This window comes from Streptomyces hyderabadensis (assembly GCF_020404845.1).
Lineage (GTDB): Bacteria > Actinomycetota > Actinomycetes > Streptomycetales > Streptomycetaceae > Streptomyces > Streptomyces hyderabadensis.
The window spans coordinates 1-22,269 of record NZ_JAIOJZ010000068.1 but is presented as its reverse complement, the minus strand read 5'-3'; the positions used below and the strand labels follow the sequence as shown (position 1 = coordinate 22,269).

Sequence of the window (22,269 nt, the reverse complement as noted above, 5' to 3'; positions counted from 1 at the left end):
GTTTCCTCCGTGATCAGGTGCACGAGTATCCGTCTCCGACTTCCTGGATGTACGTCTCCGTCATCTGACCACCGCCTCGCGAGTTCTCGCGCCACTCCATGGGCTCGAGGTCCCTCGTCTCGTTGTAGAAGTCGTTCCGGGTGGGGCGGTCGGTGAAGCGGCCCTGGGTGTTCCAGTGCGTGACCACCGGGTTGCGGTGTTCGTACGTCACCGTACGGTGGAACGGCTTCGGGTTGTCCGCCTGGGGGTTCCAGATGACCTCGTTGTTGCCGTTGCGCCACGTCAACTGATCGCGGGGGACCCGCTCGCCCGTGGTGGCGTCCCGGGGGACTCCGTTGATCGCCCGTCCTTCGTCCGTGAACCGTCGAACCATCTCATCGTGCGTCGTCTGCCGGTAACCGGACGGATACTGGTTGTCACGCGTGTACTCCCGGTCTCCCTCCGGGAGATTCGGGTCACGTCCGAACTGGTTGTTGTTGTCGGGGTCCTGCCACCAAAGGCCGAGCGGGTCACTCCAGGCCCACGGATTGGGCACGTAGGCGCTGTCGTTCGCCGACGGTCCGAGGCCGAGCGGGTCAGGGCTGGCGTACTGCCCCGTGAGCGGGTCGTAGTACCGCAGGAAGTTGTAGTGCCAGCCCGTCTCGTCGTCGGCGTACTGGCCGGGAAAGCGCAAGGGGCAGTCCACCGCCTCCTGGCCTTTGACAACCTCGGTGCCCTCGGGCAGGAGGCTCCCCCAGACGGTGGTACGCCGCTGCCACACCACCTCCCCGTGCGCCGAAACCAGCTCGGCCGGTGCACCGGACAGGTCCGCGACGATCGCCTGGAACCGCGCGTCGGTGTCCGCGGCTGCCCGGTCGAGCTGACTCACTGGCTGATGGCTGCCAGGCATGTAGTCCCAGGTACTGGCTCGGCCGTGGGGCGAGAACTGCTCCACGAGACGGGTGCCGTCCCACGCGAACAGCGTCTCCTCGGCTACGCCGCCCTCCCCTGTCAATCGCTGCTTGGCCACCCGCCGGCCCGCGGCGTCGTACCGGTACCGCCAGCGGCAGCCCTCGGGAGTCGTCGCCGCCACGAGCTGGTTACGACTGTTCCAGCGGAACGAGCGGATCCGGCGTTGCCCGTTCAGCAGCCGCCGGATCTCGCGGACTATGCGCCCCTCGCCGTCCCGCTCGTAGCGGGTGCGTCCGGAGTGCTGTATTCGGGTCCCGACGAACGTCCGTTGTGTGTCGCCGTCCGGAATCACGGGGTTGCACGCCTGTGTGATGTTTCCCAGCGCGTCGTACTGGTAGCTCTCGTTCCATCCCCGGGCGTCCACCTGGGTCACCTGCCCTCGCGGATCAAGGGTGAAGTGACGCCGTCCCGTGGTCGCCTCGTCGACCGACTCGGGCACTCCGTCGGCTCGGTAGCGGTACTCGCGCCGCTGGAGCAGGGCGCCCTGTTCCTTGGGCCCCGAGACACGTGTGAGGCTCTGGGTGGAGAGGCGGCCACTCTCGTCCCACGACTGTGTGAGGCTGACCCCACCCGGCAGGAGGCGATTCGTCTCACGGTCGTACTCGTCGAACGCGAAGGACATACGGTGTCCGTCGGTCACGAGAGCGGCGCCATGCCCCGCCTCGTCGTACGTCCACGTCGACACGATTCCCGTCGGTGTGCGCCGCTCGACGCGCCGCCCCAGTACGTCGTACGCGAAGGTCGTCGTCCTGCCGTCGATTCCCTCGGACAGCAGCAGTCCCTCCGCGCTGAAGGTGCGCTCGACGACGGTGTCCGGCGTGGTTTCCCGGACAACTCGGCCCGCAACGTCGTAGCTGTACCGTGCCGAGATCCCGTCGTACTCGGTCTCGGTGATGCGGCCGAGCACGTCGCGCTGGAAGTACACCCGTTCCCCGGCACCGTTCACTCGGGCGATCGGGGCACCCATGGCGTCCAGCTCGTAGTGGATCTGTCGCCCGCCGAAATCCGTTTCGCTCACCAGTTGGTTCGCCGCGTTGTATTCGTATGCCCACACGTTGTCCTGCGGGTCCGTCACCTTGAGCAGGTTCAGTTCCGTGTCGTAGGCGAAGAGATGGCGGGTTCCGTCGGCGAGACGTCGGGACACCACCTGGCCGAACGTCCCGACCTGGAACGTCGTCGTCCGTCCGGCGCGGTCGGTCTGGGAGACCAACCTGCCCTCGGCGTCCCACACCCAGTGTTCCTCGGTCCCGTCCGGTGCGAGGCACCAGACGGTTCGGCCCTCCACGGTCGTGCGCAGCCGGGTCACCCGGCCCTGTGGATCAGTGAAGGTGCTCACCCGTCCGAGAGCGTCACGTTCGACGGTCCGTACGGCGCCTCGCGCGTCTGTGAACTCAACGGGGAGCCCGGCCGCATTGCACCGGGCGGAGCTGGTGCTGCCGGTCGGGTCCGTGACCCCAATCAGTCCGCCGAACCGGTCGTACTCGTATGAGGTCGTGGCTCCCGACGGCCCGGTCGTCGCGATGTGGTTGCCTCGGCCGTCGTACGAGTGCCTCCATTCAGCTCCCCCGGGGAGCACCACTCGGACCAGCAGGCGCTGGTCGTTGTACTCGGCCTCGGTCGTCGCGCCATCGGGACGCACAACCGTGGTCAGGTTCCCCACGGAGTCGTACCCGTAGTGCGTGGTGTGCCCCAACGCGTCCGTCTGTGCCAGGAGACGGTCGTGTGCGTCCCATTCGTTGTGCACCGTATGACCCAGGGCGTTTGTCGACGAGACGAGTTGCATCCTCTCGTTGTGCTGGTACGTGGTGGTACGACCCAACGAGTCGGTGTACCGCGTCGTACGTGCGTCGGCGTCGTACTGAAGAGCGCAGGTCAGCACTCCGTCAATGCCTTCGCCGCGGATGACGCGGTCAGCCGCGTCATAGGTGTAGCGGTACCAGGAGCCCGTGCGGTCGACCCATGAGGTGATCCGGTCTTCACCGTCGTAGGCGTACCTGTAGGGCAAGCCGGAGGAGTTGACGATTTCGGTCAGACGCCCCTGGTCGTAGCCGTACTCGACCAGGGTCGTCTCGTCGTCCGCGGAACCGATCAGACTCATTGCCGTGACGCGTGCCTCGGCTGTGGCGATGCGGATGTGGTAGCCACCCGAGTGACGAAGGGAGACCGGAGCACCGTCGGGTCCGTATGCGAGCTCTATGCGGTTGCCGTTGCCATCCCACATCGCCTGAAGCGGCAGCGTGAACGCCGTATCGTGCTCGGGACAGGACACTGGCGCGAAAAGACGGCTGATCCCCGAGTCCGGGTCCGTCACACGTATCGCACCGGGCCGATGCGCGTCCCAGGCAAGCGGCCAGCGAGGGCCTTCGATCGGCAGCACCTCACTGTCGTCCGCCGGGCTTGGGTAGTGCAGAACCATGCCGTCAGCGGTGGCGAACAGGACCCCCTCGTCGTCGAGTTCCAAGCGCTGATCGAACGTGGAGGCCCAGGAGGGGCCGAACCACCGGCCCGATCGGTAGGTGGAGACATGGGTACGCGCGACTGCCAGCCTGAGTATTCCGGGAAGCGACACGTCCAGTGTGGTCAACAGCATCTCGCCAGAGACCATGTCGATCGGATCGCCGTTCTTGCACCGTCCTTTGGGCGGTTTGCTGTTGGCCAGCGCGTCGTCGGCCTCCTTGCGCAGTCCTCGCTTGCCCAAGCCCCTCGCCATGGCTTTGAGCCCACCCTTGCCCAGGACCTTGAGCCCCTTTGCGAGTCCGCCGAGGGTCGTCAGGCCCTTCATGCCCGGTATGCAGTCGAGAGCGGCGAATCCGACGTCCCACAGGGACGCCTGGCCTTTCGAGTACTTGTACAAGGTGTCCGCGAGCACGACGAGTCCTGCCACGACGACGATGGCGGCGAGGATCGGCCCGCCGATGATCATCGCGACGATTCCAGCGATCGCGACGACGACCTTGCAGACCGCGACGATGGAATCCCAGTTGTCGGAGAACCAGTCGCCGACCTCCTCCCACCACGAGCGGTTCTGGATGCCGGCGTCCGACGCCTCGTCGATCTTGTTCTTGGCCTCCCGCGCCGCGTCCTCACGCATCTTGCGCGCGTCCTCGGCCATCTTCTTCGCCGCGTCCAGCGCGCTCTGCGCCGAGTCGACGGCCGACTGGGCGTTGGTCTGCGCGGTCTTGGCGTGCTGGACGTCCCGGGTGGCGGCCCGGACCTTCGCCTCGTCCGGCTTGTCCGCGTCCGACTTGCTGCCCGTCGGATCGTCCTTGTACTTGTCCGCCTCCTTCGACGCCCGCGTCACCCACGAATCCGCCGAGGACAGCTTCGACTGCGCCGAGGACAGGTCCTGGCGGGCCTCGCGCGCCTTCACCAGCGCCCGGTCCGCCAATGCCTGCGCCCGCTCCAGCTTCGGCCAGAAGTCCGCGAGCGCGTCGCCGCACATCCCGTACGACTTCTCCAGCTTCTTCAAGTTCTTCGGCACACCCGAGAACTCGTCCTTGAAGACCGTCGCCGACTTCCCCGCCCACTCCGCGAGTGTCGACTCCCCCGCCATCCCCTTCACCAGACGCAACGCCTCCGAGACGTCGTCGGCGAAGTCGTGCAGCGTCTTCGCGAGCGTGCGCACCCGCTGCGGATCACCCGGCGTCGGGTCCTTGTCCAGGTCCAGGACATGCCAGTCACTCGGCCTGTGGCCCGCCATCCCGCAACCCCCGTCAACTCACACGCCGCACCAGCAACTACCCGTGCGCACACGTGAACTTACAAGGCACGGCAGTTCGAAGAAAGATGGTTCGGAAGGGGGCGGCCCGAAGTCTGTCAGTGCCATACCTCGGGGTCCAGGGCCGCTGCGACGTGATCGGCTGCTGTGGTGACGGTCAGGTCGGGTTGGCGTACGCGGGGCGCGATGCTTTCGGGATCGAAGTCGCGGAACTCGAAGTGGAAGTGCTCGGAGATGGCGGGGCGGTCCAAGGGGAAGCCGTCGAGGTCGACGGAGGCGTTGGCACGGTCCGTGCCCTGGCAGAGGACCGAGACGAGGAGGGGGAAGTGGTCCGCGTCCAGGATTAGGTCCGCGTCGCGGATGACGCCTACGATGCCGACACCGCCCGTGGCTGCGCCGCACAGGTCGCTCAGGCAGTCGACCAAGGCGTCCCAGTTCGCGCCGTAGTAGCCGGGGAACCGGAGGGCTTGCGCGAAGGAACGGTGGATGCCCTGCTCGGTCGTCAGCTCGCGGGAGTCGAAGTGGTGGACGTGACCTCCGGCCGCTTCCAAGCCCGCGGCCCGCGCCCGGAATCCGAGTGCGCCTGCGGGGCCGAAGAGCACGAAGGGTTCCGGGCGAGGCATCGCTGTGTGCGGGTGCGGAGGGCGCGGGCTCATCGTCTGCGCACCGCCTTCCAGGCGTCGGTCACCGCGTAGGAGAAGCTCAGCCGCCACGCGTCCAGTTTGTTCCGCACCGTCGAGACGACGCTCCAGCACTTCAGCCACGTCGGAAGTCGTCGGAACGGGACGAAGGTGAGGGTGTCGTCGATGGCATTCACCGCGATGCTCCTGCGGCCCGGGCCTTCCGCCCGCAGTGCGGCGTACAGCTCCGGCGTCAGTGCGCCGTTGAGGCGGGCCGCCGTCCCTGCCGCGGTGAAGGCGAACCCCCGCTGGGCGACGTCCGGGAGTTGCATCGCCCTGATGATCCGGGGCGACGCCTCCTCCAGCGTGCAGTTGAAGGCCAGTCCGATCGCCGCCGTACCGAGGCTTCTCTCCCCGCGCTCGAACGCGGCGTCCCACTCCTCCGGGTCGTCCAGAGCCAGCAGTCGTTCGCCGGTCTGCCAGTTCCAGGCGGTCGGCGAGGTCAATTCCCTCCTCCCGACCCGCTCACTCCGTTGTCCCCTCCGGGCAGTACGTGGCCGGGCTCAGTCATCTGCACGCCGCGTGTGCCCCGAACACCGGGCGTCCGGCGAGGGCCTCGTCCAGTTCGTGCTGGAAGTGCTCGAAGTTCGTCAGTGCGAACCAGCCGCACGGCTCGACCCGCTCCCGGAGGATCTCGTCGTTCTCGTCCACGTAGCCCTCGGTGCTGGCGTCGTAGAAGCAGTGCTGCCGCAGCACGTGCGCGGGCTCCAGGTCCTCATGCGCGACAGTTCGGAAGTAGCCCTTCTGCCAGGGCCAGTTCACGGTGAAGAACGGTGGCATCAGCAGTCGGTCCACTGTCAGCGTGGCGAGGTCGCACTGAAGATCGTCGGAGGCCACGTCGTAGATGTAGGCAAGGATCCCGCCAGGAAAGCGTCCGCGAGACCCGCTCTCCCCCACTTTCACAATTCTGCCGAATCGGTAGCTGGCGTCAGCCGCCTGAAGGACGAACACGTCACCGACCTCGTGCCTGCGACGCTGCCCCTTCATTCTCCTCAATGGCATACCACCCACCTACCGGGTGCCCCTGGTCAGCCCGCGAAGCGGAACGTGGACGTGATCGCGTCGAAGATGTCGAAGAAGGAGTCCGCGAGGTCCAGGACCTGGCTGCTGCCCGCGACCAGGGCGACCTTGCCCTCTTGGCCGGGGACCGGGATGTAGGTCTGCATCAGGACCGCGCGGACCGTGCGGTTCAGGGCGTCGCCCGGGACCGGGATGTCCTCGATGCCCTGGGTGCGGGCGGCGGGGCCGACGCCGGGGATGTCGACGGTGGTGACCTTGCGCCAGGAGTCACCGGGCTTCCTCGCCTCCTTGACGGCGAGTTGGCCGGCGATGGCCGCCGGGTCGGTGGGGAGCGGGTCGCCGGAGGACGTGCGGCCGCCGATCAGGGAGACGGTGACCGAACCCGTGATCGGGGTGTCGCCGCCGAAGCTCTCCGCCATGCAGCCGCAGTACAGCGCGCCCGACTTCCACGCGTCGGACGCCGCCTTCTGGAGGAAGATGACGTAGGCGGAGCGGGAGGGCTTCAGCTCCGGGTGCCGGCGTATGCGGTCGTCGACCATGCGGCGGATCGAGTCGTCCCGGGACTCCGGGCGTACGTCGAACTCCCACCAGGACTCCGGCACCTTGATGCGGAACCCGCCCCGTTCGACGGTCAGTGCTTCCGTGTAACGGGCCATGGCGTGCCCGGCCTCCCCCTGCGTCGATCGATCCGTTGTTCCGTCATCGTCCCACTGATCGGAGGCCGGACGGCGGCGGTGTCCGGAACGAAGGGCCTGACAGCACGAACCGCGTACCCCCGGAGGAGAAAGTCGTTCACCTGCTTGGATGAAAAGCTGTAGCGGCCGATGTAGACATATGACTGTCGCTGTGGTTACTCTTCTGTCGTAGCCAAGAAGTCAGTGAGGCGTGGCAGAGACGAACTGCCCGCATGTGGAACAGCAGGACCAGCAACACCGGAAGTACGACACGGAGAGAAGGAGGAGGACGCCATCAGGATCGCCCGGCCGAGAGCGTTCTCGCCGGGTACCGCAGGCCCCGGAACGGAAGGTGGTCCCACGGTCACGCATCCGCGATCCCTCAACAGAAGGCCGGCAGTGCAGTAGGCCGGCAGATGGTGTTACAAATCCCTCGGGGCCTTGGTGCCGTACGGCACCAAGGCCCCTCGACGCATTACGCCAACAGAGGTGCAGATGACCGCAGACACACCGCTCGACCGAATCGACGACGACGACTACCCCGCGTACACCATGGGGCGGGCGGCAGAGATGCTGGGCACCACGCCCGCCTTCCTGCGGGCCCTCGGCAAAGCGCGGCTGATCACGCCGCTGCGCTCGGAGGGGGGCCACCGCCGCTACTCCCGCTACCAGCTGCGTATCGCCGCTCGCGCCCGCGAGATGGTCGACCAGGGAACCTCCATCGAGGCGGCCTGCCGCATCATCATCCTGGAAGACCAGCTCGAAGAGGCTCAGCGCATCAACGAGGAGCTGCGACGCGGTGGCGCCGGGGCGACCGGAGACAAGTCGGGGAGTACCCGTTCCGGCCGGTAGTGGCACCGACCGGCCCGCCCGCGCGAGCCTGCGGATAAAATCCGTTCTCATGTCGAAGCCTGACGAGCTGCTCATGGACATCGCTGCCCGTGTGGAGTCCGCACAGAGCAGCCGGATGTCCCTGACCGTGGTCACCCACGGTGCTGTCATCACCGGCCGCCTGGCCCCCGAGTCCGTGTGGCGGAAGAGGGTGTCGGAAGTGCTGACGGACTCCGCCGAGCTGAGCGCCTTCTCCGCCGCCTTCGATGCTCCGGCGGAAAACGACGGACCGCCCTCCCACCTGCACTTCCACGTCGCCCGGATCCTCCAGGGCACGATGGGAATCCCGGAGACGGGAGGGATGTACCGCGTGGCGATCGAGGACGTCAGTGCTTGGACCGTGGGGGACTTCAGCTACTCCGACCACTGAAGCGGGAACGGACTCCCCGGGAATTCGGGGAGTCCGCAGATACAGCAGATAAAGCAGATGCGGCTGGGGCCCGCACCCCGAAGGATGCGGGCCTCAGCCGCAAGAGCGCGCCCGCGGGCGCGTCGACGTCAGGCGAGGACGATGTTCTCGGCCGTCGGGCCCTTCTGGCCCTGCGCGATGTCGAAGTTCACCTTCTGGCCTTCGAGCAGCTCGCGGAAGCCCTGGGCGGCGATGTTCGAGTAGTGGGCGAACACGTCAGCGCCGCCACCGTCCTGCTCGATGAAGCCGAAACCCTTTTCCGCGTTGAACCACTTCACGGTGCCAGTAGCCATGCCATTTCTCCTTCGGGGCAGTGCACCGGCGCCCGCACTGTACGGACGCCGTGTCGCCGCAATGATCACCCCGACCGGAAAAAGACCGGCGTCAAAAATTCGGGAACCACAACTGCAACTGATAACGACAGTAGCACGTCAGAGCGCCCGGTACGCGCCGAGTAATTTCCCCGAGTTCAGCACTGCAAGGAAACTGGCGGCGCGTTCCGTCAAACCCTCTTCCCGCGAGTACAGATTTATGGGCGTTCATTTCGCAGGAATTATTCGGCAGGCGGGTTCCGTCAGATGACGCCCTGCGCCAGCATTGCGTCGGCCACCCGCTCGAAGCCGGCGATGTTCGCGCCGGTGACGTAGTCGCCGGGAGCGCCGTAGCGCTCGGCGGTTTCGTGGCAGGTGCTGTGGATGCTGGTCATGATCGACGCCAGCTCCTCCTCCACGCGCGCCGCCGTCCACGCCGTACGGGCGTGGTTCTGCGCCATCTCCAGGGCGCTGACCGCGACGCCGCCCGCGTTGGCCGCCTTGCCGGGGCCGAAGGCGACGCCCGCCTGCTGGAGCAGGTGGACGGCCTCGGGGGTGGTCGGCATGTTCGCGCCCTCGGAGACCGCCTTGACGCCGTTGCGGATCAGTGCCTCGGCGTCGGCCTCGTTCAGCTCGTTCTGCGTCGCCGACGGGAGGGCGAGGTCCGCCGGGACCTCCCAGACCCGGCCGCCGGGCACGAAGCGGGCCGAGGCGCCGCGGCGCTCGGCGTACGCGTCGACGCGGCCTCGCTCGACCTCCTTGATCTGCTTGAGCAGGTCGAGGTCGATGCCCTTCTCGTCGACGACGTAGCCCGAGGAGTCCGAGCAGGTGACGGCGTTGGCGCCGAGGGCCGTCAGCTTCTCGATGGTGTAGATCGCGACGTTGCCGGAGCCCGAGACGACCGCGGTCTGGCCCTCCAGGTCCTCCCCGCGCTCGCGCAGCATCGCCGCCGCGAAGAGCACGTTGCCGTAGCCCGTCGCCTCCGGGCGGATCAGCGAACCGCCCCAGCCCTGGCCCTTGCCGGTGAGGACGCCGGCCTCCCAGCGGTTGGTGATCCGGCGGTACTGGCCGAAGAGGTAGCCGATCTCCCGGCCGCCGACGCCGATGTCACCGGCCGGGATGTCGGTGTGCTCGCCGATGTGCCGGTACAGCTCGGTCATGAACGACTGGCAGAACCGCATGACCTCGGCGTCGCTGCGCCCGTGCGGGTCGAAGTCGCTGCCGCCCTTGCCGCCGCCGATGCCGAGGCCGGTCAGCGCGTTCTTGAAGATCTGCTCGAAGCCCAGGAACTTGATGACGCCCAGGTTGACCGACGGGTGGAAGCGCAGACCGCCCTTGTACGGGCCCAGCGCGCTGTTGAACTCCACCCGGAAGCCCCGGTTGACGCGCACACGCCCCTGGTCGTCCTGCCACGGCACCCGGAAGATCACCTGGCGCTCCGGCTCCACCAGCCGCTCGATGAGGCCCGGCTCGGCGTACTCGGGGCGGGCCGCGACGACGGGAGCCAGCGTTTCCAGGACCTCGTGCGCGGCCTGGTGGAACTCGGGCTGGGCCGGGTTGCGGTGCTCGATCTCGGTGAGCAGGTGGTCGAGGGTGGTCTGCGTCTCGCTTCGCGTCGTCACAGGGGCCCTTTCTGGCACGGCGGGCACCGGTCGCATGCAGCGACCGGTGGGAGGCGCTCGGCGCCGTTGCCGCGCGCGGGACACTTAAGTGTTACGCGCATGTAAACCCCGTGGCCAGCACCCGATCACTGGATGAGACGAAGACCTCCCGGTGACGCTACCCCTCCCCGTTCAACATCGCGGCGGTCAGGACGTTGCCCGCGACGCCCCAGCCTCCGTCCGGGACCTCGTCGACCAGGACGACGGTCGTGGGGCGGGCGCGCTCCCCGTAGATCTCGGCGTAGAGGTCGGTGGTGCGTTCGACGATCTTCTTCTTGTCCTCCGGCGAGAGAGTGCCCGCGGGGACCTTGAAGTGGGCGAAAGGCATGTCAGATCATCCCTCCGTTGGCGCGCAGGATCTGGCCGTTCACCCAGTGCCCGGCGGGGCTGCCCAGGAAGGCGACCACGGCCGCGATGTCCTCCGGGGTGCCCAGCCGCTCCAGCGGCGGCGTCTTCGCCAGCCGCTCGACCTGCTCGGGCGTCTTGCCGTCGAGGAACAGGTCGGTGGCCGTCGGGCCGGGGGCGACCGTGTTCACGGTGATGTCCCGCCCGCGCAGCTCCCGCGCCAGGATCATCGTCATCGCCTCCACGGCGCCCTTGCTCGCCGCGTAGCCGCCGTACGTGGGGAACTGCGTCCCCACCACGGAGGTCGAGAAGCCGACGAACGAGCCTCCGGCGCGCAGTCGCCGCGCCGCCTGCTGGGCGACGACGAAGGTGCCGCGGATGTTGGTGCGGTGCATGGCGTCGAGCGCGGCCAGGTCCAGGTCGGCGATCGGCGACAGGGTCATCCGCCCGGCCGCGTTCACGACGACGTCGACGCCGCCGTACTCCTCCTCCGCCCGGTCGAACAGGGCGGCGACCTCCTTCTCCTCCGCCACGTCCGCCTGTACGGCGACGGCACGGCCGCCGGCCGCGGTGATCGCCGCCACCGTCTCGTCGGCGGCCGAGGCGCCGCGGGCGTAGTTCACGACGACGGCCAGGCCGTCCTCGGCGAGCTTGCGCGCGACCGCACGGCCGATGCCGCGCGATCCGCCGGTGACGATCGCCACGCGGGCGTCCGTCACCGTGTTCTCGTTCGTGTTCGTGGTCATGCATCCACGATGCGCCCGGTCGGACTGCGCAGCCAGGGGATGCCATCCCCTGGGTCGGCGGCCCGGCCCGGCGCAGAATGGACCTCATGAGCGCTGTGAAGTACGCCGAGCTGGGGGCGTTCCTGCGGTCGCGGCGCGAGCGCATCCGCCCCGCCGACGTCGGCCTTCCGGCCGGGCCGCGCCGCCGGGTGCCGGGGCTGCGCCGCGAGGAGGTCGCCCAGCTCGCCGGGGCCTCCGTGGACTACTACAACGAGCTGGAGCGCGGCGCCGGGTCCCAGCCGTCCGAGCAGATGATCGCCGCGCTGGCGCGGGCGCTGCGGCTGTCCGCCGACGAGCGGGACTATCTGTACCGGCTCGCCGACCGGCCCGTCCCCGTGCAGGGCGGGCCCGCCTCGCACGTGCACCCCGGCATGCTGGACCTGCTGGGCCGGATGGCCTCCACCCCGGCGCAGGTGATCACCGACCTGCACGTCACCCTCGTACAGAATCCGCTGGCCGTGGCGCTGCTCGGGGACCAGTCCGGCTACCGGGGGCCCCGCGCCAGCTTCGTGCACCGGTGGTTCACCGAGCCGGCGGCCCGGCTGCTGTATCCCGAGGCCGACCACGAGGCCCAGTCCCGCGCCTTCGTCGCCGACCTGCGGGCCGCCGCCGCCCGCCGGGACGCCAAGGATCCGGAGACCGGCTCGATGATCCGTACGCTGCTCGGCGTATCCCCCGAGTTCGCCGCGCTGTGGGCGGAGCACGAGGTCGCCTTCCGGCGCGACGACCGCAAACGGCTGCTCCACCCGGTGATCGGCCTGATCGAGGTCAACTGCCTCAACCTCTTCAGCGAGGACGGCCGCCAGCGGCTCCTGTGGTTCACCCCGGCCGTGGGGACGGAGAGCGCGGGCTTGCTGGAGCTGCTGTCGGTCGTCGGAACGCAGGAGGTCAGCGCCGCGAAGCGTACGGCAGGAAGCTCGCCCAGGCAGCGGGGGTGAGGGTGAGGCGGGGACCGTCGGTGTGCTTGGAGTCCCGGACGTGGACGGTGGCGGGGGTGAGGGCCAGTTCAACGCAGGAGTTGCCGTCCGTACCGCTGCTGTAGCTGCTCTTGAACCAGACCAGTTCGGTCTCGCGGATCATGTTTCTCCCAGCAGTTTTTCGATGAAGGCAAGCGATGCTCTCGGGGGGAGAGCCTGCGCCCGGATGGTGCCATACCGCAGTTCAAGGATGCGCAGCTCCCTCGGCTCAGCGGTCGGCCGACCGTTGAACGCGCCATCACTACGTCCTACTGCCGTGCCGTCCGGGAACTTCAACAGCTCGATCTTGCCGTCCACACCCGGGTGGGCATCGGTGTCCGTCGGCATCACCTGAAGCGAGACGTGGTTCAACGCCCCCACCTCCAACAGGCGTTCGAGCTGCTGCTGCCGCACCATTGTGCCCCCTACCGGCCGTCGCAACGGCGCCTCTTCCAGGACGAAGTGGATCGACGGGGCCGGGTCGCGTTCGAAGACCGACTGCCGAGCCATGCGGGCAGCCACCATTCGCTGTACGTCGTCTGCGGAGTACGGCGGCTGGGCCGCTTCCATCAGCGCTCGGGCATGCTCCGGCGTCTGCAACAGCCCATGGACGCTGTTGCACTCGTAGATGCCGATCTCAACCGCCTTCCCCTCCAGCTTCCCCAGCTCCCGCACCTTCTTCGGGTACCGGACCTTCTTCACGTCCTCCCAGGCCGCCGAGATGAGCCCACCGGCGCCCAGCACCTCGTCCGCCCTGTCCAGATACTCCTGTCGGGGAATCCGCTTGCCGCCCTCGACCTTGTAGACGAGGTCCTCCCCGTACCCGACCGCCACTCCGAACTCGCCGGCCCGCATCCCCGCTGCCTCGCGACGAAGCTTCAACTGCCGTCCCACCGTGGTGATGACCGCGACGCCCCACTCGTCGTCGGGGTCGACCTCCCACCCCGGCTCGTCCGTCTCGACCGTCATCCCGCACCCCTTCGTCGTGCTCGCCGTGTTGCCCCCAGCGCCCTACCCGTACGGTGCGTGCCGACAGCCCCGACAGCGATGGACAACCACCGGACAGTCACGGCACGTACCCGCTGAGTCACTTTTCACGGTACGCACACGCCGCCACGCTGAGTGACGTGAACCAGAAATCCGCCGAACTCTCCGCGTCCGTCCGCAACTTCAGCGTGCAGCTGTCCCCCACGCCACGCGGCGCCCGCCTCGCCCGCCTGCTCGCGACCGAGCAACTCCGTTCCTGGGGCCTGCCCCTGGATCCGGCACGCCTCCTCGTCGCCGAGCTGGCCAACAACGCGGCGGACCACGGGCGCGTCCCCGGCCGCGATTTCCGGCTCACGCTCTACGTCGTCGGCGACACCCTCCGCATCGAGGTGACCGACACCCGGGGCGAGGAGCTGCCCCGCCCCCAATGCCCGTCCCCCGGGGCCGAATCCGGCCGGGGCCTGCTGCTGGTGGAGGCGTTGGCGCTCCGCTGGGGAGTGACCGAGGGCCGCTTCCCGCGCAAGACGGTGTGGGCGGAACTGCGCTGCACACCACCGGAACCCACGTTCTGAGGTTGACCGAGGCCAGCCCGGTCGAACGCCGCGTGGAATTCACCGCACACGGTCTGGGCAACCGCCCGGCCAAGCACCTCTGGAGGAACCTGGTGGCCATGGACCTCTCCTTCTACAAGTCGTACATCTCCGAAGAGATCCGGGATGAGGGCCGTGCTCAGGCCGGCGCCGAGGCTCTGCTGATCGTCCTGGAGCAGCGCGGCCTCACTGTCTCCGAGGACGTACGAGGACGTATCACAGCGTGCGGCGACCCCGGGGTTCTCCGTCACTGGCTCGCACGAGCCGTCACCGCACCCACCGCCGAGGCCGTCTTCGAGGCCGAGTAGTCCTCCCGGCCCTCACGCCACCGTCGACACGCAGAACGGATGACCCGCCGGGTCCAGCAGTACCCGCCAGCGGTCCGGGGACGGCTGGAATTCGGGCTTGGTGGCGCCCAGGGCGAGCAGGCGGGCCTCGCCCGCGTCCAGGTCGTCGACGCCGACGTCGATGTGGGCCTGCTTCTCCTGGTCGGTGCCCGGCCAGGTGGGCGGGCGGTAGTCGGGCAGGCGGTGGAAACCGAGGCCGGGGGCGCCGTCCTTGCCGCCGAGGAAGTAGAAGTCGTCGGTGTTGAAGGAGACGGTGAGGTCGAGTACCTCGCCCCAGAAGCGGGCCATCGCGGCGGGGTCGGAGCAGTCGAAGGTGACGGCCGAGTAGCGGAAGGCGGGGGCCGGGGTGTGCTGCGTTGTCGTCATGGAGGAGACCGTAGGACGTGACCAGGACAGGTTCGGTCCTGGTCGGCAGCCGGACGCGTGGCAGACTTCCGCACCGTGCTCAGTACTTCCGCCCGGCTGCTGCGGCTGGTCTCCCTGCTCGCCGTCCGTCCCGCCTGGACCTGCGGTGAGCTGGCCGAGCGGATGGAGGTCACGGACCGTACGGTGCGGCGGGACGTCGCGCGGCTGCGGGAGCTGGGGTACGCCGTCGACTCCGACCCGGGGCCGTGGGGCGGGTACCGGCTGCGGCCGGGGACGCGTACGCCGCCGTTGATCCTGGACGACGAGGAGGCCCTCGCCGTGGCCGTCGGGCTGCGGGAGGCCGCGCTGAGCGGGGCGCTCGGCGGGGACCAGGCGGCGCTGTCGGCGTTGCTGAAGCTGCGGCAGGTGCTGCCGAAGCGGCTGGGCGACCGGCTCGGCGACATGGACGCCGCGTTCGTGCAGACGCCGCGGGCCGGTGAGCCGCAGGTCGCGGCGGGGACGCTGCTGGAGCTGGCGGCCGCCTGCCGGCGGGGCGAGCGGGCCCGGATGGCGTACCGGGACTGGGGCGGGCGGGCCAGTGTGCGGGACGTGGATCCGTACCGGCTCGTGCACACCGGGCGGCGCTGGTACTTCGTGGCCCGGGACGTGGAGCGGGGCGAGTGGCGGACCTTCCGGGCCGACCGGGTCGAGCGGCTGCAGCCGACCGGGCGGGCCGTCGAGTTCACCGAGCCGCCGCCCGATCCGGCGCTGCTCGTGTCCCGGGCGAGCGCGACCGGACCGTACGCGCTGCTGGCCACCGTCCGGCTGCCGGTGCCCATGGAGGAGGCGCTGCGGCTGATTCCCGCCACGGTCGGGCTGCACCGGGCCGACGGGCCGGACGGCACCGTCGTCGAGGTCGGCGGGTCGAGCGCGGAGGGGCTGGCCCGGTATCTGCTGAGCCTCGGCACGCCGCTGCGCGTGCTGGCCCCGGACTCGGTGCGGGCGGCGCTGCTGCGCCGGACGCGGGAGCTGCTCGCCGCGAACGAGGAGGCAAGTACTTGAAGTTTCCTCCACAGGTCCGTACCAACCCCTTGCCCCCGCACTCCCCGCGTCGCAAGCTCCCCTCATGGAGCTGGAGTTGCGGCATCTCAAGACGGTCCGGGCCATCGCCGACGCCGGCAGTCTCACCAGGGCGGCGACGGCTCTCGGGCTCGCGCAGCCCGCGTTGAGCGCACAGCTCAAGCGGATCGAACGGGCCCTGGGCGGCGCGCTGTTCGTCCGGGGACGGCACGGGGTGCGGGCCACCGCGCTGGGCGAACTGGTGCTGGAGCGGAGCCGGATCGTGCTCCCGGCGGTGACCGAGTTGCAGCAGGAGGCGGCCCGGTTCGCCCGTGCCCCGCGCACCGCCGAGCGGCTGCGGATCGGCGGCACCCACGGGCCCTTACTGGGCGCCCTGCTGGACCGGCTGGCCGGGGTGGCGCCGGACGCCCGGATGACGACCTGCACCTCGTGGTCCGAGCGGGAGCTGGCCGGTCAACTGACCGAGGGCCGGCTGGACTTCGCGCTGGCCGGCACCTGCGGCACCGCGCCACCGCCGCCGGGCGAGGGGCTGGTGTGGCGGGAGGTCGCCGTCGACCCGGTGTTCGTCATGGTGCCCGACGGCCATCCGCTCGCCCACCGGGCGGAGGTGGACCTGACGGAGCTGGCGGACGAGGAGTGGGCCTGCGTGCCCGGCGACGGCTGCTTCGGCGACTGCTTCACCGCCTCCTGCGCCCGCGCGGGCTTCACCCCGCGCCGTATGTACGAGACCGACACCGCGTCCCTCGTGCACCTGGTGCAGGTGGGGCGGGCGGTCGGGCTGTGCCGGGCGACCTTCCCGACCACGCCCCAGATCCTGACCCGGCCGCTGGTCGGCACGCCGCTGACCTGGCGGCACCTGCTCGGCTGGCACGCCGCGACCCAGCGGCAGGACACCGCCGCCGCGGTGCTCTCGCAGGCGCGCATGGCGCACGCGAACGTGGCGGCGAACAGCGACAGCTACACGGAGTGGATGTCGGCGCACCGGGTTCCGTGACAGCGGGTTCCGCGCCACCCGGTTCCGTAACACCGGGTTCCATAACGCCGGGGAGAGGGACGACTGACCTCTTATGCCGGCCGGTCGGCCCTCCCTACGGTTTCGGCACCTCCCCACCGAGACCGAGGAGATCCCCCATGCCCCACCGACACCGACACCACAGAGCCGTGGGTGCCGCCGTCGCCGCGACCGCGGCCCTGCTCGTGGCCGGGCTCAGCGGCTCCGCGAGCGCCGGCACGGCACCCGCCGGCTCCGCCCCCACCGCCGCCGAGACCCTGCGCACCGACGCCGCGCCCCCCGCCCTGCTCAAGGCGATGCAGCGGGACCTCGGTCTCGACCGGCAGCAGGCGGAGCGCCGCCTGGTCAACGAGGCCGAGGCCGGGGCCACGGCGGGGAGGCTGCGGGCCGCGCTCGGCGGCGACTTCGCGGGCGCGTGGGTGGACGGTGCCGAGTCCGGCACCCTGACCGTCGCTACGACCGACGCGGCCGACGTCGCCGCGATCGAGGCGCGGGGCGCGAAGGCGAAGGTCGTCCGCCACTCGCTCGCCGACCTGGACGCGGCCAAGTCCCGCCTGGACAAGGCGGCGGCCGGCCTGAACACCGCCGACGCGCCGGTCTGGTACGTCGACTCGCGCGCCAACACCGTCGTCGTCGAGGCGATCCGTCCCGCCGCGGCCCGCAAGCTGCTCACGGCGGCCGGTGTCGACGACTCCCTCGCCCGCGTCGACCGGCGCACCGAGCGGCCCCGCACCTTCTACGACCTGCGCGGCGGCGAGGCGTACTACATCAACAACAGCAGCCGCTGCTCGATCGGCTTCCCGGTCACCAAGGGCACCCAGCAGGGCTTCGCCACCGCGGGCCACTGCGGCCGGACCGGGGCCAGCACCACGGGCGCCAACCGGGTGGCCCAGGGCACCTTCCAGGGCTCGATCTTCCCGGGCCGCGACATGGCGTGGGTGGCCACCAACTCCCAGTGGACGGCCACCCCGTACGTCCTCGGCTCCGGTGGGCAGAACGTCCAGGTCACCGGCTCCACCGTGGCGCCGGTCGGCGCGTCCGTGTGCCGGTCCGGCTCGACGACCGGCTGGCACTGCGGCACCATCACGCAGCACAACACCAGCGTCACCTACCCGGAGGGCACCATCTCCCCGGTCACCAAGACCACGGTGTGCGCCGAGCCCGGTGACTCCGGCGGCTCCTACATCTCCGGCAGCCAGGCGCAGGGCGTCACCTCGGGCGGCTCGGGCGACTGCCGCACCGGCGGCGAGACCTTCTTCCAGCCGATCAACGCGCTGCTCCAGAACTACGGGCTCACGCTCAAGACCACCGGCGACGACGGCGGCGAGGAGCCCGGCGAGCCCGGCGGCACCTGGGCGGCGGGCACCGTCTACCAGCCGGGCGACACCGTGACGTACGGCGGCGCCACCTACCGCTGCCTGCAGGGCCACCAGGCCTACGCGGGCTGGGAGCCGCCGAACGTGCCCGCGCTCTGGCAGCGGGTGTGACACCCCACTGACCCCCACAGGGGACAACGGGGGAAGGGTCCCGGGCGTGCGTGAGGGAGAGCGCCCGGGCCCTGTCACGTCGTCCTGCGTGCCGCGGCGGCCACCTCTCGGTCCTCGGGGAGGACGGGGTGCGGGCAGCCGTCGTACACCGCGCACACGGTGCGGAACGGTCCGCACGGCTGCCGGAGGCGTGCTGGCGAACCGCGTCAGGCCCGCAGATACGTCAGCACCGCCAGCACCCTGCGGTGGGTCTCGGTCGCCGGGGGCAGGTCGAGCTTGGTGAGGATGCTGCCGATGTGCTTGCCCACGGCCGCCTCGGAGACGACGAGTTCACGGGCGATGGCCGCGTTCGACCGGCCCTCCGCGATCAGGGCGAGCACCTCGCGCTCGCGCGGGCTCAGCCGCTCCAGCGGGTCCCGGCGGCGGCGCAGCAACTGGCGTACCACCTCCGGGTCGACGACCGTGCCGCCGTCCGCGACCTCGGCCAGTGCGTCGACGAACTCCTCGACCTGGCCGACGCGGTCCTTGAGCAGATAGCCGACGCCGGTGCCGTCGCCGGAGTCCAGCAGCTCGGCGGCGTAGGCCCGTTGCACGTACTGGCTGAGGACGAGGACGGGCAGGGCGGGCCGCTCGGCGCGCAGGCGTACGGCCGCGTGCAGGCCCTCGTCCTGGAAGCCGGGCGGCATCCGGACGTCGGTGACGACGACGTCCGGGTCGTGCTGCGGCACGGCAGCGACCAGGGCCTCCGCGTCGCCGACGGCGGCCACGACCTCGTGGCCGAAGCGGGCGAGCAGGCCGGTCAGGCCGTCCCGAAGCAGCACGCTGTCCTCGGCGAGCACTACGCGAAGCGTTCGGTCCACTCGCAAGGAATCTCCACGCTCAGCAGGGTCGGTCCGCCCGGCGGGCTGGACAGGGAGAGTCTGCCATCCAGGACCGACACCCGGTCGGCGAGCCCGGTCAGCCCGCTGCCCGCCGCGGCGTCGGCCCCGCCCCGGCCGTCGTCGCGCACCCGCAGCACGAGCCGTCCGTCGCGGTGGCCGCCGGTCACCTCCGCGCGGTCGGCGCCGCTGTGCCTGCCGATGTTGGCCAGGGCCTCGCGGACCACGAAGTAGGCGGCGGCCTCGACCGCCCGGGGCAGCCGCCCGGGCAGCTCCAGGGCGACGTCGACGGGGACGGCGGAGCGGTCGGCGGCGTCGGCGACCGCCGCGGGCAGTCCGTAGTCGGCGAGGACCTTGGGGTGGATGCCGTGGATGAGTTCGCGCAGCTCCGCCAGGGCCTCGCCCGCCTCGCCGTGCGCCTTGGCCAGCTGGTCGGCCAGCGGTCCCGGCGGGGCGTCCAGGCGGGCCAGGCCGAGGGACATCGTCAGGGCGACGAGCCGCTGCTGGGCGCCGTCGTGCAGGTCGCGTTCGATCCGGCGCCGCTCGGCCTCGAAGGCGTCCACCAACCGCACCCGGGACCGGGTGAGTTCGACGACCCTGGCCTCCCTGGCGTCCGGATCGCCCTCGCGCGGGGCGCCCACCAGCACCCGGGCCAGCTCGGCCCGCGCGCCCGCCGCGAGGCCCAGCGCGTAGCCGCCGAGGGCGAGGAGCAGCAGCCCGAGCACCGCGACGCCGCACGCGGTCGGCCAGGTGGTGACCGTCCACTGCTTGAGGACCTTCGCCTCCTCGCCGCCGCCGAACGTCGCCATCACCAGCGGGGTGGCGGCGAGATGGAGCGGTACGGCCAGGGCGAAGGCGACGACCAGCGCGTCCAGCGGCCAGAGCAGCAGGGCGAACAGCAACGCGTGGCCCAGCTCCCGCCAGGTCGCCCGCTCGCGCAGCCGGGTGACCAGCCAGGGCCACGGGCCGGTGGCGGGCGGCTCCCGCACCGGCCGGCCGGGCACGGGGGCGCGGTCGACCAGACGCAGCCGGTGCCGTTCCAGCCGGGCCAGAGGGATACCGGCGAGGGCGGTGAGCAGCAGCAGCGGCAGTCCCACCAGCACGACGGTGAGGGCTCCCCCGACGACGAGGGCGACCGCGAGCCCCACCAGGGTCGCGGCGCCGGTCACCGCCCCGGTCAGCAGGTAGGCGGTCGCCCGCCACGGCCAGGCGGAGAGGAGGTAGCGGCGGGCGGACAGGGCCTGCCACAGGTCGCGAGAGCGCATGCGGCTCACCGTAGGACCGAGACGGGCGGCACGGCCATCGGCCCAGGGCGAGCAACGGGGGTAGGGCGGGCCATACCCCCGCTCTAGCCCCTGCCGCACTGCGCCGGTGCCGCCCCGCGCGGTTTCGTTGGCGCACCGGGCACCCCATCGAACAGCCCGGACATCGGGAAGTGGAGACTGATGACCAGCGACGACGCGATCCGACTGAGTTCCGTCAGCAGACGGTACGGCGCGGGCGACGGCACCGTGACCGCCCTCGACGACGTGTCCCTCTCCTTCCGCCGCGGCAGCTTCACCGCGGTCATGGGCCCGTCGGGCTCGGGCAAGTCGACCCTGCTCCAGTGCGCCGCCGGACTGGACCGGCCGACGTCGGGATCGGTCGTCGTCGGCGGCACCGAGCTGACCGGGCTGAGCGAGCGGCGGCTGACCCTGCTGCGCCGGGAACGCGTCGGCTTCGTCTTCCAGGCGTTCAACCTGCTGCCGTCCCTGACCGCCGCGCAGAACGTGGCGCTCCCCCTGCGGCTGGCCGGACGGCGACCGCCGCGGGACCGGGTGCGCGAGGCGCTGCGCCAGGTCGGTCTCGCCGACCGTGCCCGGCACCGGCCGGCCGAGCTGTCCGGCGGCCAGCAGCAACGCGTCGCCCTGGCCCGCGCGTTGATCACCCGCCCGGAGGTGCTGTTCGCCGACGAGCCGACGGGGGCGCTGGACTCGCGCGCCGGCCGGGAGGTGCTCCGCCTGCTGCGCGCCATGGCGGACGGCGAGGGCCGGACGGTCGTCATGGTCACCCACGACCCGGTCGCCGCCGCGTACGCGGACCGCGTGCTGTTCCTGGTCGACGGCCACCTGCACGACGAGCTGCCCGCCCCGACCGCCGACACGGTCGCCGCCCACCTGACCCGCCTGGAGACGGCCCCGTGCTGACCACCGCCCTGCACACCCTGCGCACCCGTTGGACCGCCTTCACCGGCAGCTTCGTCGCGCTGGCGCTCGGTGTCGCCCTGCTGACCGTGTCGGGGCTGGCGCTGGCCGCCACGCTGGACGCGCCGGAGCGCGGGCCGGAGCGGTTCGCCGCCGCGCCGGTGGTGGTGCGGGGGCAGGACACCCTGCGGGTGCCGACGGCCTCCGGGGAGCGTACGCAGGAGCTGGCGCGGCCGCGTGCCGTGCCCGACGGCGTCATGGCCCGGCTGAAGCGGCTCGGCACCGTCGTCGAGGACCGGTCCTTCCCGGTGCGGGTACGGGACGGCAGCCGCGGTCCCGGTGATCTGGTGGGCCACCCGTGGTCGACCGCAGCGTCCGCCCCGTACCGCATCGACGCCGGCCGTGCGCCGCGCGCCGCCGACGAGGTCGTCGTCACCGGCGGCTGGGCCACGCCGGGCGAGCGGGTGCGCACGGACCGGGGCGCGCTGCGGGTGGTGGGGACCGTACCGGGCCTCGGGTTCGAGAACGCCGTCTTCTTCACCGACGCGCGGGCCGCCGCGCTCGCCCCGGTCAGCGTGCAGCTCACGGTCGACGCGGAGGCGTCCGCCGTACGGCAGGCGGTGCGGGACGCCGTACGGGACTCGGTGCCGGGCAGCGCGGGCGTCCGGGTGCTCGCCGGGGACGAGCGGCGGTACGCGGACGCGGACCCCGGCCGGGACCGCGAGGCGCTGACCGCCCTGAACGCCCTGTTCGGCACGGCCGGCGGCGTCACCGCCTTCGTGTCGGTGTTCGTCGTGGCGTCCACCTTCGCCTTCGCGGTGGACCGGCGGCGCCGGGAGTTCGGGCTGCTGCGCACGGCCGGGGCGACCCCGGGACAGCTGCGCCGGACGGTGCTGGCCGAGGCCCTCGGGCTCGGCGTCCTCGCCTCCGCGGCGGGCTGCGCCCTCGGTGCGTACGCC

23 protein-coding genes and 1 pseudogene are annotated in these 22,269 nt (G+C 70.9%); 10 read left to right on the top strand and 14 right to left on the bottom strand.

The genetic code is table 11. The features are described from left to right. Positions 1–13: 13 nt before the first annotated feature. From K7854_RS33175 to K7854_RS33155, 5 genes are all read right to left on the bottom strand, one after another. Positions 14–4,651, bottom strand: coding sequence for a DUF6531 domain-containing protein (locus tag K7854_RS33175; protein ID WP_226030270.1), 4,638 nt, complete (start codon positions 4,649–4,651; stop codon positions 14–16). A 116-nt stretch (positions 4,652–4,767) separates the two neighbouring features. Next, on the bottom strand, positions 4,768–5,292 hold the full coding sequence (locus tag K7854_RS33170) for a barstar family protein (protein ID WP_226030269.1): 525 nt from the start codon (positions 5,290–5,292) through the stop codon (positions 4,768–4,770). Between the two features lie 29 nt (positions 5,293–5,321). After that, the gene (locus K7854_RS33165) at positions 5,322–5,795 is read right to left on the bottom strand and encodes a hypothetical protein (RefSeq protein WP_226030268.1); all 474 of its coding nucleotides are present in this window, start codon (positions 5,793–5,795) and stop codon (positions 5,322–5,324) included. A gap of 61 nt (positions 5,796–5,856) precedes the next feature. After that, the gene (locus tag K7854_RS33160; protein ID WP_226030267.1) at positions 5,857–6,336 is read right to left on the bottom strand and encodes an Imm26 family immunity protein; all 480 of its coding nucleotides are present in this window, start codon (positions 6,334–6,336) and stop codon (positions 5,857–5,859) included. 41 nt (positions 6,337–6,377) lie between these two features. After that, entirely contained in the window at positions 6,378–7,025 is a 648-nt protein-coding gene (locus K7854_RS33155) for a hypothetical protein (protein ID WP_226030266.1), read from the bottom strand. A 513-nt stretch (positions 7,026–7,538) separates the two neighbouring features. On the opposite strand from K7854_RS33155, the gene K7854_RS33150 reads away from it, so the two are divergent. Beyond that, positions 7,539–7,895 (top strand): MerR family transcriptional regulator, encoded by a 357-nt coding sequence (locus K7854_RS33150; protein WP_226030265.1) that lies wholly within the window; start codon positions 7,539–7,541, stop codon positions 7,893–7,895. Positions 7,896–7,944: 49 nt separating this feature from the next. Continuing rightward, positions 7,945–8,304, top strand: a complete 360-nt coding sequence (locus K7854_RS33145; protein WP_226030264.1) for a GvpU-like protein — start codon at positions 7,945–7,947, stop codon at positions 8,302–8,304. Positions 8,305–8,432: 128 nt separating this feature from the next. Here K7854_RS33145 and K7854_RS33140 read toward each other — a convergent pair whose 3' ends face one another. The 4 genes from K7854_RS33140 to K7854_RS33125 form a co-directional block, all read right to left on the bottom strand. Continuing rightward, entirely contained in the window at positions 8,433–8,636 is a 204-nt protein-coding gene (locus K7854_RS33140; RefSeq protein ID WP_003974279.1) for a cold-shock protein, read from the bottom strand. Positions 8,637–8,917: 281 nt separating this feature from the next. Then, positions 8,918–10,276: an NADP-specific glutamate dehydrogenase gene (gene gdhA, locus K7854_RS33135; protein WP_226030263.1), complete on the bottom strand. Its 1,359-nt coding sequence runs from the start codon at positions 10,274–10,276 to the stop codon at positions 8,918–8,920. A gap of 157 nt (positions 10,277–10,433) precedes the next feature. Next, positions 10,434–10,643: a 4-oxalocrotonate tautomerase family protein gene (locus tag K7854_RS33130; RefSeq protein WP_226030262.1), complete on the bottom strand. Its 210-nt coding sequence runs from the start codon at positions 10,641–10,643 to the stop codon at positions 10,434–10,436. A 1-nt stretch (position 10,644) separates the two neighbouring features. After that, positions 10,645–11,406, bottom strand: a complete 762-nt coding sequence (locus K7854_RS33125) for an SDR family oxidoreductase (protein WP_226030261.1) — start codon at positions 11,404–11,406, stop codon at positions 10,645–10,647. 86 nt (positions 11,407–11,492) lie between these two features. Between K7854_RS33125 and K7854_RS33120 the strand changes: the two genes are divergently transcribed. Then, positions 11,493–12,383 carry a helix-turn-helix transcriptional regulator gene (locus tag K7854_RS33120; protein ID WP_372481102.1) on the top strand — a complete coding sequence of 297 codons (891 nt, stop codon included), beginning with the start codon at positions 11,493–11,495 and terminating at the stop codon, positions 12,381–12,383. Here the strand turns inward: K7854_RS33120 and K7854_RS33115 are convergent. Next, entirely contained in the window at positions 12,334–12,525 is a 192-nt protein-coding gene (locus K7854_RS33115; RefSeq protein WP_226030259.1) for a DUF397 domain-containing protein, read from the bottom strand. The two genes, K7854_RS33120 and K7854_RS33115, sit on opposite strands and share 50 nt — an antisense overlap. Next, positions 12,522–13,370 carry a helix-turn-helix domain-containing protein gene (locus K7854_RS33110; RefSeq protein ID WP_226030258.1) on the bottom strand — a complete coding sequence of 283 codons (849 nt, stop codon included), beginning with the start codon at positions 13,368–13,370 and terminating at the stop codon, positions 12,522–12,524. The genes K7854_RS33115 and K7854_RS33110 overlap by 4 nt, the downstream gene beginning before the upstream one ends. Positions 13,371–13,528: 158 nt before the next feature. On the opposite strand from K7854_RS33110, the gene K7854_RS33105 reads away from it, so the two are divergent. Together K7854_RS33105 and K7854_RS33100 are read left to right on the top strand one after the other, a co-directional pair. Next, the gene (locus K7854_RS33105) at positions 13,529–13,960 is read left to right on the top strand and encodes an ATP-binding protein (protein ID WP_226030257.1); all 432 of its coding nucleotides are present in this window, start codon (positions 13,529–13,531) and stop codon (positions 13,958–13,960) included. 11 nt (positions 13,961–13,971) lie between these two features. Further along, positions 13,972–14,286, top strand: a pseudogene (locus K7854_RS33100) (hypothetical protein); the annotation flags it as partial. A 12-nt stretch (positions 14,287–14,298) separates the two neighbouring features. Here K7854_RS33100 and K7854_RS33095 read toward each other — a convergent pair. Continuing rightward, positions 14,299–14,691, bottom strand: a complete 393-nt coding sequence (locus tag K7854_RS33095; RefSeq protein ID WP_226030256.1) for a VOC family protein — start codon at positions 14,689–14,691, stop codon at positions 14,299–14,301. A 75-nt stretch (positions 14,692–14,766) separates the two neighbouring features. Here K7854_RS33095 and K7854_RS33090 point away from each other — a divergent pair, with 75 nt between their 5' ends. The 3 genes from K7854_RS33090 (at position 14,767) to K7854_RS33080 (ending at position 18,249) form a co-directional block, all read left to right on the top strand. Next, positions 14,767–15,732 carry a helix-turn-helix transcriptional regulator gene (locus K7854_RS33090; RefSeq protein ID WP_226030255.1) on the top strand — a complete coding sequence of 322 codons (966 nt, stop codon included), beginning with the start codon at positions 14,767–14,769 and terminating at the stop codon, positions 15,730–15,732. Between the two features lie 64 nt (positions 15,733–15,796). Continuing rightward, positions 15,797–16,744, top strand: coding sequence for a LysR family transcriptional regulator (locus K7854_RS33085; RefSeq protein WP_226030254.1), 948 nt, complete (start codon positions 15,797–15,799; stop codon positions 16,742–16,744). Between the two features lie 137 nt (positions 16,745–16,881). Next, complete coding sequence (locus K7854_RS33080) at positions 16,882–18,249, top strand: carbohydrate-binding protein (RefSeq protein ID WP_226030253.1); 1,368 nt, start codon at positions 16,882–16,884, stop codon at positions 18,247–18,249. Positions 18,250–18,455: 206 nt separating this feature from the next. Here the strand turns inward: K7854_RS33080 and K7854_RS33075 are convergent, their stop codons facing one another. After that, complete coding sequence (locus K7854_RS33075) at positions 18,456–19,115, bottom strand: response regulator (RefSeq protein WP_264088039.1); 660 nt, start codon at positions 19,113–19,115, stop codon at positions 18,456–18,458. Then, positions 19,088–20,392 carry a sensor histidine kinase gene (locus K7854_RS33070; protein ID WP_226030251.1) on the bottom strand — a complete coding sequence of 435 codons (1,305 nt, stop codon included), beginning with the start codon at positions 20,390–20,392 and terminating at the stop codon, positions 19,088–19,090. The genes K7854_RS33075 and K7854_RS33070 overlap by 28 nt, the downstream gene beginning before the upstream one ends. Positions 20,393–20,572: 180 nt before the next feature. Between K7854_RS33070 and K7854_RS33065 the strand changes: the two genes are divergently transcribed. Both K7854_RS33065 and K7854_RS33060 read left to right on the top strand, forming a co-directional pair. Further along, positions 20,573–21,313, top strand: a complete 741-nt coding sequence (locus K7854_RS33065) for an ABC transporter ATP-binding protein (protein ID WP_226030250.1) — start codon at positions 20,573–20,575, stop codon at positions 21,311–21,313. Continuing rightward, positions 21,307–22,269 (top strand): ABC transporter permease (locus tag K7854_RS33060; RefSeq protein ID WP_226030249.1); only part of this gene is annotated, 963 nt, incomplete at its 3' end. The genes K7854_RS33065 and K7854_RS33060, both read left to right, overlap by 7 nt.